The sequence below is a fragment of the Sphingobacterium griseoflavum genome, assembly GCF_014653155.1.
GTDB classification, from domain to species: Bacteria; Bacteroidota; Bacteroidia; order Sphingobacteriales; family Sphingobacteriaceae; genus Sphingobacterium; species Sphingobacterium griseoflavum.
The window spans coordinates 211,993-225,097 of record NZ_BNAF01000004.1; the positions used below are offsets into that span (position 1 = coordinate 211,993).

Below are 13,105 nucleotides of genomic sequence, written 5' to 3' on the forward strand. Positions count from 1 at the left end.
TTAGGCTAGTTAAGTCTGTCTTTTTACTTTTTTTTCGGTGAAATTGAACAGCATATACTGTTTTACATTTCATAATTTTCTCATTGAGTAGCACAGAAGATCAATGACGATGTCCATAGATATCGTTATATTTGTGCTAATAGGTTAGTTATTCTGTTTACGGATTCAGGATCAGGCCTTTTTATACGGGACTAGGGGTGTTGCAACCATCCCTGGTCTTTTTTAACGCCTTATATTTTGTACTATTTCTCCATGTAAACCCTCCTTCCTTTCATAGAAAAATCATACTTGGTATTGATAGATAGGACCTTCAAGAGTTTGTCAAGGGCTACATCTTTGGAAAGATTGCCTTCGATGCGGATATTCGGTAGTTCGCCTTCATATTCGAATTTAATGTCATACCAGCGCTCGATATCCCGTAATACCACTTCCAGAGGTGTTCCGGAGAAAACAAAGCGTTTGTTTACCCACCCCGTGTACTCCTCTGGCGAAACCTGATGCACTTGAATAGCTTTGGTATCAATTGTCGCTTGCTGTGCAGGTAGCAATAGGACGTCTTGTGGCTGTTGTAAATGGATGCCTTTCACTTTGACAGATCCTTCTACCAAGGTCGTTGTTTCTTGATTCTCGTTGTGGTACGATTTGATATTGAAGGTGGTACCCAATACTTCAATATGTTGATTGGCGGTATGGACGTGAAAGGGTGCATTTGGTTTTTTAACCACTTCGAAATAGCCTTCGCCTTCCAAGAATACGTCGCGTTTGTCTGCAGCAAACAGCAACGGGAAACGTAATGTTGATTCTGAGTTCAGGTATACTTTGGTGCCATCTTCCAGCTGAAACTTTGTGAATCCACCTTTGGAGGTATGAATGCTGTTGAATTGCTGTGCTTGAGCGGCTAGGTGCTGATTCTTATAAACAAATCTAAGTTCGCCATTTTCTACACGTACAATCTCCAACTCATTATTTTTATACAACGGTCCCGCAGTACTGTCCTGTATGGTAATAATCTCGCCGTTAGGAAGCGTGATTTGCGATACGTTATCTGCGGGATAGGTTGTCGATGCCGAGGTAGGTAATGGAGTTGGAGTAGTTTCCGACTGCCAAAAATAGAAGGCAAAGCTGAAAGCTAAAATAAGGGTTGCCGCTATTGCCGATAATCCTAAAAACTTGATACGTTTGGTGCGTAAGAGGGTTGATCTAGTTTCGGCTTCCTGTATGTCGACCGGCAATTCATTGAAGAGTTTACCCAGTTTAGCCTCCCACATTGCTTGATCCTTAATTTGTGGCCGCAAATGAAAATCTTGTTGTACTCCCCATGCCGCCAAATAGGCTGCCAAATCATTATCATCCACTTCCGCAAGCTGGTTGAAAAAGCTATCGAATTCCTCACTGCGGAGTTGATCGGTAAGAAAACGCTGAAGAAGGTCTTCAAATTCGGGTAATAAGGGCATAGTAGTATGACGTATACCTGTAATACGAAGCATCTCGATAAAACACACTATGCTAATCTAAACTTTTTTAAAAATAAAGATATTGCAAATATAAGTAGCTGATAATTATGATGTTTTTAGCCCGTCCGTTTAAAGTTTGGCGTAATGTTTTGAGAGCCGAAACCAATTGGTTGCTCACTGTCGAAACAGATACGCCCAGTTCTGTCGCAGCCTCTTGGTAGCTATAGCCTTCCAATTTGCAAAGTCGGAAGATTGCACGCCTTTGTGGAGGTAATTGGGAAAGTATTTGGTCGATGATAAGATGTTGTTCTTTTAAAAGAAACGCTTCTTCTACCGAAAGTGAAAATTCCTCCGCCTGCTCTTTTAACTTCTCTTTTTTTCGCTCGTTTTGAGCAACCTGTCGCAAAAGATCTATACTGCTATAGGAGGCAATTTGAAAAAGATATGCATCAAAAGACCTTTCCATGTCGATTTGGGCATGGCTTTTCCATACCTTCACAAAAGTTAACTGTAAAATATCCTGAGCGAGGTCGATGTCCTTGACGATTTTATAGATAAAGTTGAGTAATGGAGGAGCGTAGTGGTCATAAACTGCCTTAAAGGCTAAATAATTGCCCTCTTTCAACTGTAACAATGCTAATCTGTCGATTTTTTGGCTACTCATTCCGTTTAGATGGTGCTAATTTAGGTTTTATTTTCGTGAAGTAATAAAATAGACCGATATTTAGCATTGTGCGCCTCGCTAACAGTATAAACCGCCTACTACATCCTGCTTTTTATTTAGTTTCGAAATGCCCTACGAAATAGCCGCTTGGTTTTTCTCGTTTTTTGCATGCTGTAAATACCCCGACGACCCGATGCCCAAAAGCTGACGAAACTGATACTTAGAAAAAATAGGGCTGCTTGCCAGCCAAACAATTCTATTGCCATAATGCTGCAGGCGATTGGCGTTTTCGTGCAGCCAGCGAAGACAGCAACAAATCCCGTGGCGGCGAGTAATGCTATGGGCAGCGGAATAATGCTGGCCAGGGCGCTGCCAAGCGTTGCCCCGATAAAGAATAATGGCGTGACCTCCCCCCCCTTGAAACCAGCGCTGAGCGTAATCGCGGTCAACAAAATTTTTAAAAGAAAGTCCGTAGGAGGTAGGGCCGTTTCAAAAGAGGACAGGATGGTGGGAATACCCAAACCAATGTATCTACTGCTCTGCAGGCAAAATACGATCACGATTATAAGCAGCCCGCCAATAAACGGACGCAACAAGGGATGGGGTATTTTTTGGAAAAGTGAGCTAAACAGCTCGCTAGTGAAAATGAATAGGCGCGCCGCGAGGCCAAATGCGATACCAGCCAATAGGATATACCCCAGCAGCGGGATTGAAAGGGAGGGCGTTGTACCTATGGGGGGATAATGTGTGTGCAGCTGACCGTAAAAGCCGCATACCCCATTCGCAAGAAGAGCTGTGATCAAAATTGGGATGAAGGCCTTCCATCTGATTTTTCCTACCTGCACGACCTCAATGGCGAATATGGTACCTGCCCAAGGGGTGCCAAACAATGACGCAAATCCAGCTGCCATACCGCACAATAACAAGACTCTCTTTTCTTGTTTTGACCAACTAAACCATCGGTGGAAAAGACTAGCGATGGTGCCGCCATATTGTATTGCTGTACCTTCGCGTCCTGCCGATCCGCCAAACAGATGCGTCCCTAAGGTGCTCAGCAGGATCATAGGTGCCATTTTCAATGGAATGCCTACCGCCGGATCATAGTAGGATCGTAAAAGAAGGTTGTTGCCCTGTTGTGCTGCGCCAGCATATCGTTGGTACCAGTAGACGATCGCTGCACCGGCAAGGGGCAAGAATAGCAGGATCCACAAATGTGCTTCACGGAAAGACGTGACTTCTTGCAAACCGTACAAAAAGAATGCGGAGGTACTGCCCACTAGGGCGGCTATCATGCAGATAGATAGGAGCCATTTGCCTATGTTTTTAATGTTGGAAGGAGTAACGTTTGCCATGCTACATAAACTACACTAATCAATAGATATAAACTATTCAAATTAAGTAGACATCATCAGCTTCGTGGGCGGTTAAGGGCAGATATCATTGCCTCGGATGGTACGAAGATAAGTATTTTAATAAAAGCTTACAAGTAGCGCAATCCAGCCTACAATCATGAGCAAACCACCCAATGGCGTGATGGGGCCAAGAAAACGAAGGTTGGCTTTCCAATAATCTGCAAACGACAGCCCGTAGATACTCCCGGAAAACAGCAGGCTTCCGAAGGCAATACCGTAAAAAGCCCATTGCTGTGCGGTTTGTGTAAAATCGTTGTTGTAGCCAACGATGAGCAGCACCAATGCCGCATACATTTGATAACGAACACCTACTTCAAACGATTGCAGTTTGTCTTCGGGAAGTATTTTTTTGAAAAGATGGGCACCAAAAGCACCTAAGATAATAGCCAAGGTTCCAAGTATACCGGCCGTCGTTAAAACAATAGTTTGCATAAGGCAATGTGGTTTTTTTAACATTTTTGAACCATGCGTCTGTTTAAAGCGGAAGCGATTACGGCCGCAGCATGCGTATAGAACGTTGAAAACAAAGATAGTCAATCTGGCGGCTTTAACGAATAAAAAAGCCACCCTTTAGGAGGTGGCTTCGCTTTCTACTGCGGGAATATTAGTTTTTCACCAATTCGGTATTCACGATGATGTCCACATTTGCGGCAACAGCAGGGATACCGGTAGGCAATTTGTCGTTATACTTGATGTTGAAGTCTAAGCGGTTGATGGTAGTTTTCGCTGTAAAACCTGCACGTGTTTTTCCCCAAGGATCCGTGATAATGCCATTATTTTGTTGCACATCAAAGGTTACTTTTTTCGTCACGTCACGGATAGTAAGGTCGCCTGTCAACGCGTATTTTCCTTTGCCTACTTTTTTAAGTACGGCATTTTTTAAGGTAATGCTTGGAAACTTCTCGGCATTAAAAAAGTCATCGCTTTTTAAATGGCCATCGCGTGCTTCGATGCGCGTATCAATGCTGTTTACATCAATGGTGAAGCCAACACTTGCACCGTTGAAATCTTCAGCAGATTTTGTCTCTACAGCACCTTCCAATTTCTTGAACTGACCATCGACCATAGAGATCCCTAGGTGGTTTACAGAGAAAAGTACATTGGTATGCGCTGGATCAACAGACCATTTAACCTGTGCAAACGCGACGTTTAACATGAATGCGGCCGCAAACAAAATGGAGAATAGATTTTTCATATTTTTCTTATTTGATTTCTTTCCACAAATCTCCACAAACGCTGCAGGCTATACATTGATGTATGATAAGAAATCAAGAAAAAGTATTTATAGGTTTGCGCGCAGCATCGCGATAGCTGGAAGGTGTTATGGCCGTAATGGATTTGAATGTTTTATGAAAGCTGACGAAATTTTGAAATCCGCAGTCAAAACAGATTTCTTTGATACTTGCTCGCGTATCACTGAGCATTTTGCAGGCCTGACCAATCCGGAACTCGTTTACAAACTGAACCAGTGTCTTTCCGGTTTTCTGTTTAAAATAACGACAAAAGGAATTGGAGGTCATACCGGCTAGCTGGGCAATTTCTTCCAGTCGAATCTTGCTTCGGTAGTGCAGGCGGATATGCTCGAAAATTTTGTTCATGCGTCGATAGTCTTCCTGTTGCTGTGGATTTGCATATTCTTCGCTGACAAGGGTTGTCAATGAGGGGAGCTCTGTAATGGTGCAGAGCGTATCCAGCAGACTGCTAAGCTTGGATAGCGGACTTTTTTCAGCAAGTCTGATAAAAAATTGTGGGAGGAAACTATGCTGAATATCTAGGGAGATTGCCCGCTCGGCAGCCTTATAAATTTTTTTAATTGCCCGGGAATCAGGTAGATTGAGGAAGTCAGCACCGCAAAAATCGACTTTGAAATGTACCGCATGGATCTCTGCAGGGGCTGGCTGATCTTCACGAACGTATTGCTCGTCAAAAAGCCAATAGTGGGGTGTATTCGATCCGATCAATACCAAAAATCCATCTGAAAAGGGCTGTATGCAATCGCCGACGAAAAACGTTCCATTACCTTTTTTGATGTAGATAAATTCCAGTTCCTCGTGGTAATGCCAAATATTATGGTTTTGTGGCGTATGATCATGGCGAACGCTGAGCGTTGCTGCCTGTGATCCGCTGTGATCTAATCGTTGTATATACATGCTTTATTGGCTAGATTTATTTGCATTGCATCGCAGTTCTATTGGTACTTAACTATCCAAATTTACAATTAACTAACTAATTTATTCAATAAAACTGCTTAATATCGTGTAAATATGATAAAATAGTTTATTTATTCGGTAAAATAATTCAATATAGGCTTGTTGATTTATTTTAGCTTTACAGTTCCAATATAAATCTTATGACGCAAACAAAAAATTATACCCTCGCCATTGTTCTGATCACCTCCCTCTTTTTCTTTTGGGGATTTATCCACAACCTGGACCCGATACTCATACCACATTTGCGCAACGCATTCAGTCTTACGCATTTTCAGGCATCATTGGTTGACTCGGCTGTATTTATTGCCTACTTCTTGCTGGCCATACCTGCGGGACTCATTATGAAGCGTTTCGGGTACAAGGTGGGCATTGTCGTCGGACTGATTCTCTTTGCGGCGGGTTGCTTTCTTTTTGTACCCGCGGCAAACACGGTGAATTATGTTTTCTTTTTGGCGGCCTTGTTCGTGGTAGCTTGTGGTCTTACTATATTGGAAACCGCAGCGAACCCCTACATCACTGTGCTGGGGGATCCATCGAAAGCAACGCAACGCTTGAATTTTGCACAATCTTTCAATGGTTTGGCGGCTTTTTTAGCGCCCATTGTTGGGGGTAAATTTATACTAACGGAAGAACCAAAGACAGCAGAGCAAATCGCCGCGCTATCGGCACATGCAAAGAGTGTGTATATCCAAACAGAAACAGCTTCTGTAAAAGGGCCTTACGTCATCTTGGGTCTTATTATATTGGCTGTGACCGCGGTGTTTATCTTCACGAAGTTGCCCGATATCAAAGAGGAAGAAGGGGCAAGCACTGGAGGGGTGTTCAGTGCTTTTCGACACAAGAATGTCACTTGGGCGGTCGTTGCACAATTCTTTTATGTGGGCGCGCAAGTCTGTGTATTAAGTTTTTTGGTGATGTTTGCGACCGATGTATCCGGCATAGCGCCTTCAGATGCTAAATATTACGCAGGTGTCGCCGGTCTCGCTTTTATGGTTGGACGTTTTATAGGTACGTTTTTCATGCGCTATGTGTCACCTGTAAAGCTGTTGCTGCTATATGCGTTGATTTCCGTGCTGCTTACGTTTATCGTGATCTATGCAAGTGGGCTGTGGACGTTGTATGCATTAATTGGGATAGCATTTTTTATGTCCATCATGTTTCCTACCATATTTGCTGTCGGTGTAGAAGGAGTTGGGGCAGATACCAAGTCGGCCTCTAGCCTGATCGTGATGTCTATCGTTGGCGGGGCGGTGCTTCCACCATTGCTCGGGCAGGTATCGGATTCTACGGGAAGCTTTCAGCACGCTTATTACGTGGTGTCGATTTGTTTTGTTGTGGTCGCTTTATTTGCCTGGAACAATAGGAGCAGCAAACTACGTGAAGCAGCCGGTGGACACTAATAGATAACAAATAGATATATTATATAACACGATAAGAGGATGAGAAGATTTGCACTGGCACTGGATCTGGTTGACGATCCGCAATTGATTGATGAATACGAACGCTACCACAAATCGCTGTGGCCCGAAATTAAAGCGTCCATCCTAGATGCCGGAATTGGAATGATGGAAATCTATCGCTTTTCCAATCGCTTGGTTATGATTATGGAAGTGGACGATGAATTTTCTTTCAGTCGTAAAGCGGAGATGGATCAAGAAAATCCAAAGGTTCAAGAGTGGGAAGAGTTGATGTGGACATACCAGCGGGCGATCCCCGGTGCTAAGCCTGGAGAAAAGTGGGTGATGATGGATAAAATTTTTGAGTTAGAAAAATAATGGACAGCACACGGTTATCATATCTACAAATTCATCCGGCGGATAACGTCTTGGTTGCGCTACGGGACCTCCCGGCTGGGTTCATGATCGATTTTAAAGGACGCCAATTCCCGTTGGTAAAAGCTGTCGCGGCTAAACATAAGTTTACGGTAGATGCTTTACCGAAAGATGCATCCATTTTCATGTATGGTGTGCTGGTCGGTAAGATGAATGCGACGGTGGACCAAGGCGAGGTGGTTACGACAGCCAATCTGCGTCATGCAGCAGATGACTTTGAACTGGGGACCCGAAAGTTGGCTTGGACCAAACCGGATGTGTCACGCTATGTAGGTCGTACCTTTGACGGGTTTTATCGCAGCAATGGCACCGTTGGTACGGCAAACCATTGGTTGGTTATTCCTTTGGTTTTTTGTGAAAACCGCAATGTACTCACATTAAAATCGGCATTGGAAGAAAAGCTGGGTTATCAGGTCGATTCCAAAGATTATGCCGATGAAGTGAACGCGCTTATTGCACGTTACAAATCGGGAGCTTCTGTGGATGAATTGCTTGCGGTAGACTTGTCTTCGGAAAAAGAAAAGGTAAAAAAAGAGCGGTTGTTTCCGTACGTGGACGGCGTAAAATTTTTGAATCACGACATGGGATGTGGTGGTACCCGTATGGATTCCGATGCGCTGTGCGGGCTCTTGGCGGGCTATGTTACCCATCCGAACGTGGCTGGTGCGACCATATTAAGCTTGGGCTGTCAACATGCACAAGCATCCATCTTGCGCGATGAAATCAAAAAACGTGATCCGCAATTCGATAAACCGCTGTTTGTGTTTGAACAACAATTGGAGGGTACCGAACAGGAGCTGATGCAGAAAGCCATAAAGGCGACGTTTGCCGGTTTAAGCATGGCCAATGAACAACGACGCCAGCCAGCGTCGCTCGACAAGCTGTGTATCGGTTTGGAATGTGGTGGCTCGGACGGTTTTTCTGGGATATCGGCAAACCCGGCGTTGGGCTATCTCTCAGATATGCTGGTTGCGCTAGGCGGATCGGTTATTTTAGCAGAATTTCCGGAGCTTTGCGGCGTAGAGCAGGAGTTGAGTGATCGCTGTATCGATGAAGCTACAGCGAAAAAGTTTATGCACCTGATGACGAGCTACAATGCTAAGGCCGAGGCTGACGGATCTGGGTTTTACATGAATCCTTCTCCGGGAAATATCCGTGATGGTTTGATTACCGACGCTATAAAGTCAGCAGGAGCAGCTAAAAAAGGAGGCACATCGCCCGTCATGGCGGTTGTGGATTATCCGGAGCAAGCAAATTTCCCGGGTTTGAACCTGCTTTGTACACCAGGCAACGACGTGGAAAGTACCACAGCCGAAGTTGCTGCAGGCGCAAATGTGGTGCTTTTTACAACCGGATTGGGGACGCCTACAGGCAATCCTATAGCACCGGTAATCAAGTTGTCGAGCAACACGAAGACCTTTGAGAAAATGCCAGATATCATCGACTTAAACTGTGGTACGATCATCGATGGCGAGGAGACCATAGAAGAAGCCGCACATCGGATCTTCGATCATGTGATAGCCGTAGCGAGTGGCGTGTCGCAGGCCAAGGCGGTACAGCTCGGGCAGGATGATTTCATTCCATGGCGAAGGGGAGTTTCACTGTAACTGTATAAACTAAAATTATTGATATGAAAAAGTTATTGGTCTTTGCATTACTGTTCGGCTTGCTGAGCGGTTCTTTCGCACAAACTGCCTATCAACCTAGTGCGGCGAATCTAGAAAACAGGAAATGGTTTTCCGAATCGCGTTTTGGTGTTTTTATACATTGGGGGGTGTATTCCGTGCTGGGTGATGGCGAGTGGGTGATGAATAATAAAAATCTAGGGATTAGTGAATACGGGCTTTTGCCTACATTTTTTAATCCTATTGATTTTGATGCAAAAGCATGGGCCAGGCTTTTTAAAGATGCTGGAGCGAAGTATATAACTTTCACCACAAGGCATCATGATGGTTTTTCCATGTGGGATTCGAAAGCTTCGGATTATAATATCGTGAAAGCAACACCATTCAAACGCGATATTGTGAAAGAACTGGTGAGCGCCTGCCGCGAGGAAGGTATTCGTATCATGTTTTATTATTCGTTGCTGGATTGGAAGCGAGATGACTACACGCCGTTGGGCCGAACCGGAAGAGGTATACCCGGTCGACAGGTTGAAAAGGGGTCTTGGGATAAGTACATACAATTCATGAAGGCCCAACTGACGGAATTACTGACTGAATACGGGCAGATCGATGGCATTTGGTTTGACGGGCATTGGGACAAAAATGACGCGAATTGGCATTATGATGAAATTTATTCGTTGATTCATTCGCTGCAACCTTCATGTCTGGTAGGTAACAACCACCATCTTGCTCCTTTTGATGGGGAAGATTTTCAAATGTTTGAGCGCGACCTGCCCGGGCACAACACCACCGGTTTTGGAACAGCGGCCGACGCAGTGGGTCAGTTGCCTAAAGAGGTATGCGGCACTATTGCTGGTTCGTGGGGCTTCGATATCAAGGATAGGCAACAGAAGTCATTTAAGGAGGTACTTAATTATTTGGTGAAAGCGGCGGGATATGGGTCGAACCTCCTTCTTAACGTGGGGCCAATGCCGAATGGAGAAATCCAAGATTATCAACAGGAACGCTTGAAGCAACTGGGCGAATGGCTGAAAACCTACGGAGAAACTATTTACGGCACGGAAGGTGGCTTTGTGGTCCCAACCGACGACTATGCCTTAACAAAAAAGGGCAAGACGGTATATTTACATGTGCTCAATACCGAAAAGAACAGTTTTTTGATACCGAATTTCAATTTTAAGGTATCGTCACTGACATCCTTTGATGGAAAAACGAAAATTAAATACCATCAGCTCGACAACGATGTACTGGTGGTGCAGCTGCCCGAAGGAACGACCGACACAGCTGATTTAGTATTAAAGTTAAGTATAAAATAAATATGTCGAAACTAACGAGTAAGGTGGCCATCATTACCGGTGGCGGTAGTGGGATAGGCCGTGCGATTGCGGAACTTTTCGCTGATGAGGGGGCCATTGTCCATATTTTAGATCTCAATGCAGAAATTGGCCAAACGGTTGTAGACGATATCGTCACTCGAGGCGGACAGGCCAAAATACACGCGTGTAATGTGAGCGTGCAGGAAGAGGTGGTAGCAATCGTGACCAAAATAGGCCAAGTAGATATATTAGTGAATAATGCGGGTATCGCCCATGTTGGCAATCTCGAGAACTGCGCCGCGACAGATTTTGAACGTGTATTCAACGTTAACGTGAAAGGAGCCTACAATGCGCTTTATGCCGTTATTCCGGCCATGAAGAAGCAAGGTGCGGGCGCCATTCTCAATTTAGCTTCTATTGCTGCCGTGGTAGGCATCGCAGATCGTTTTGCCTATTCCATGAGTAAAGGGGCTATCCATGCGATGAGCATGTCTGTGGCGCGAGACTACATGCAAGATAACATTCGCTGTAACTCCATCTCGCCGGCACGCGTGCATACGCCCTTCGTGGATGGATTTATTGCAAAGAACTATCCCGGTCGAGAGGCTGAGATGTTCCAAAAGCTGTCGCAATCGCAGCCTATAGGCAGGATGGCTAAACCGGAGGAAATTGCTAAATTGGCCCTGTTCCTTTGTTCGGAGGATGCGGCTTTTATCACTGGAAACGATTATCCAATCGACGGCGGCTTTATCAAATTGAATAATTAGTAGAATACTAAGTTAAAAGTTAAAAAGGCAAATATTTTAAAAACGTGGAACCTGTTGGATGTATTGGTGGCTATTCCCTGCCCTATACAAACAACCGCTGTCCAATATTATATAAGAAATGAGATTATTACGATTTGGAGAATTAGGAAAAGAGCAGATTGCTGTTCAGATTGATGGTGTCAACTACGATGTATCGGCCTTTGGTGGCGATTACAATGAACAGTTCTTTGCGGAGAATGGCTTGGCAAGATTGGAAGAATTTGTGAAAGCCAACGCCGGAAAATTGATAGAGGTACCTCAAGATGCAAGGCTGGGCGCTCCGTTTGCGCGGCCATCGAAGATTGTGTGCATTGGCCTTAACTATAAGGATCACGCTGCAGAGACGGGCGCACAGATTCCGGCAGAGCCCATCATCTTTATGAAATCAACCACCTCTTTGGTGGGGCCTAACGATCAGATTGTTATACCTAGAAATTCTGAAAAAACCGATTGGGAAGTGGAGTTTGGTATTGTGATCGGTAAAAAAGCTTCCTATGTGGACGAAGCGGACGCGCTAAGCTACATCGCGGGTTATGTGCTACATAACGATGTATCCGAACGCGCCTATCAATTGGAACGTGGTGGAACTTGGGACAAAGGAAAAGGCTGCGACACCTTTGCTCCCATGGGACCATATTTAACGACGGCAGATGAGATCCCCGATATCAGCAATGTACGTCTTTGGTTAAAGGTAAACGGCAAAACTTTCCAGAATGGAAATACCAGCAATCTGATTTTCTCGGTGGCGCACGTTGTCTCTTACGTTTCTCAGTTTATGACCTTACTTCCGGGAGACGTTATTTCCACAGGTACACCGGCTGGGGTAGGCCTAGGATTTAATCCGCCGATCTACCTAAAAGCAGGAGATGTGGTTGAGTTGGGGGCAGATTATTTGGGAGAATCGCGTCAGGAAGTGGTAGCTTATACCGGACAATAAAAGAAAGATCGTTATGCGTATAGATGCCCATCAACACTTTTGGATTTTTAATTCGGATCGGGACAGCTGGATCACAGATGACATGGCTGCCATCCAGCGTAATTTTTTACCGACAGACCTAGCGCCGTCTTTGAAAGAAAACGGCGTGGACGGCGTTATTGCGGTTCAGGCTTCGCAGTCGATCGAAGAAACAAAATTTTTGGCAGATCTTTCCACCATGTATGCGATGGTGAAAGGCGTGGTGGGTTGGGTAGATCTGCAGGCTGCAGATATCGAACAGCAGTTACAGCATCTTAGTCAACATCGTGTCATCAAAGGTTTTCGTCATGTTATCGAAGGAGAGGATGATCCCGATTTTTTGATGCGTCCAGCGTTCCTGAGAGGTATAGAAGCTTTAACCAAATTTCATTATACCTACGATCTGTTGATCCGTCCACGTCATTATGCCAGCACACTTTCTTGCGTGGAGCAACATCCAAATCAACGATTCGTCTTGGATCATATGGCCAAGCCAAACATCAAGACTGGGGAGTTCACGGCGTGGGCTGCATTTATGGAAAAGTTATCCGCTTTTCCGAATGTGTACTGTAAAGTGTCGGGCCTAGTGACGGAAGCCAATTGGAATCAGTGGATGCTTGCTGATTTCAAACCTTACATACAGCACGCTATTAGGTGTTTTGGCAGCAAGCGTTTAATGTTTGGTACAGATTGGCCGGTGTGCTTGTTGGCCGGATCCTATGCCGATGTCATGCGTGTAGCTGCGGATAATATTACCGGATTTACTGCAGCTGAACGGGATGCATTTTGGGGCGGAAATGCTGCAGAATTTTACAATTTATAAAGAGAAGA

At 44.8% G+C, this 13,105-nt stretch carries 13 protein-coding genes and 1 riboswitch; of the genes, 7 read left to right on the forward strand and 6 right to left on the reverse strand.

What is annotated here, in order from left to right:
* Positions 1–242 precede the first annotated feature (242 nt).
* The 6 genes from IE165_RS06780 to IE165_RS06805 form a co-directional block, all read right to left on the reverse strand.
* On the reverse strand, positions 243–1,454 hold the full coding sequence (locus IE165_RS06780) for a FecR family protein (RefSeq protein ID WP_189625843.1): 1,212 nt from the start codon (positions 1,452–1,454) through the stop codon (positions 243–245).
* Positions 1,455–1,521: 67 nt separating this feature from the next.
* Positions 1,522–2,118, reverse strand: coding sequence for an RNA polymerase sigma factor (locus tag IE165_RS06785; protein ID WP_189625844.1), 597 nt, complete (start codon positions 2,116–2,118; stop codon positions 1,522–1,524).
* Positions 2,119–2,234: 116 nt separating this feature from the next.
* Entirely contained in the window at positions 2,235–3,470 is a 1,236-nt protein-coding gene (locus IE165_RS06790) for a chloride channel protein (protein ID WP_189625845.1), read from the reverse strand.
* 40 nt (positions 3,471–3,510) lie between these two features.
* Positions 3,511–3,572, reverse strand: a riboswitch (Fluoride riboswitch).
* A gap of 15 nt (positions 3,573–3,587) precedes the next feature.
* Positions 3,588–3,962, reverse strand: coding sequence for a DUF423 domain-containing protein (locus IE165_RS06795; RefSeq protein ID WP_189625846.1), 375 nt, complete (start codon positions 3,960–3,962; stop codon positions 3,588–3,590).
* A gap of 172 nt (positions 3,963–4,134) precedes the next feature.
* Positions 4,135–4,725 carry a YceI family protein gene (locus IE165_RS06800; RefSeq protein WP_189625847.1) on the reverse strand — a complete coding sequence of 197 codons (591 nt, stop codon included), beginning with the start codon at positions 4,723–4,725 and terminating at the stop codon, positions 4,135–4,137.
* A gap of 73 nt (positions 4,726–4,798) precedes the next feature.
* A complete protein-coding gene (locus IE165_RS06805) occupies positions 4,799–5,680 on the reverse strand; it encodes an AraC family transcriptional regulator (protein ID WP_189625848.1) in 882 nt (293 codons plus the stop codon).
* Between the two features lie 200 nt (positions 5,681–5,880).
* Here IE165_RS06805 and fucP point away from each other — a divergent pair, with 200 nt between their 5' ends.
* The 7 genes from fucP (at position 5,881) to IE165_RS06840 (ending at position 13,097) form a co-directional block, all read left to right on the forward strand.
* On the forward strand, positions 5,881–7,140 hold the full coding sequence (fucP, locus tag IE165_RS06810) for an L-fucose:H+ symporter permease (RefSeq protein WP_189625849.1): 1,260 nt from the start codon (positions 5,881–5,883) through the stop codon (positions 7,138–7,140).
* Positions 7,141–7,179: 39 nt separating this feature from the next.
* The gene (locus tag IE165_RS06815; RefSeq protein WP_189625850.1) at positions 7,180–7,515 is read left to right on the forward strand and encodes an L-rhamnose mutarotase; all 336 of its coding nucleotides are present in this window, start codon (positions 7,180–7,182) and stop codon (positions 7,513–7,515) included.
* The gene (locus tag IE165_RS06820) at positions 7,515–9,179 is read left to right on the forward strand and encodes a UxaA family hydrolase (RefSeq protein ID WP_189625851.1); all 1,665 of its coding nucleotides are present in this window, start codon (positions 7,515–7,517) and stop codon (positions 9,177–9,179) included. The genes IE165_RS06815 and IE165_RS06820 overlap by 1 nt, the downstream gene beginning before the upstream one ends.
* A 23-nt stretch (positions 9,180–9,202) precedes the next feature.
* On the forward strand, positions 9,203–10,513 hold the full coding sequence (locus tag IE165_RS06825; protein ID WP_189625852.1) for an alpha-L-fucosidase: 1,311 nt from the start codon (positions 9,203–9,205) through the stop codon (positions 10,511–10,513).
* A gap of 2 nt (positions 10,514–10,515) precedes the next feature.
* Entirely contained in the window at positions 10,516–11,280 is a 765-nt protein-coding gene (locus IE165_RS06830; protein ID WP_189625853.1) for an SDR family NAD(P)-dependent oxidoreductase, read from the forward strand.
* A 118-nt stretch (positions 11,281–11,398) separates the two neighbouring features.
* Positions 11,399–12,256, forward strand: a complete 858-nt coding sequence (locus IE165_RS06835; protein ID WP_189625854.1) for a fumarylacetoacetate hydrolase family protein — start codon at positions 11,399–11,401, stop codon at positions 12,254–12,256.
* A gap of 13 nt (positions 12,257–12,269) precedes the next feature.
* Positions 12,270–13,097, forward strand: a complete 828-nt coding sequence (locus IE165_RS06840) for an amidohydrolase family protein (protein ID WP_189625855.1) — start codon at positions 12,270–12,272, stop codon at positions 13,095–13,097.
* Positions 13,098–13,105 lie beyond the last annotated feature (8 nt).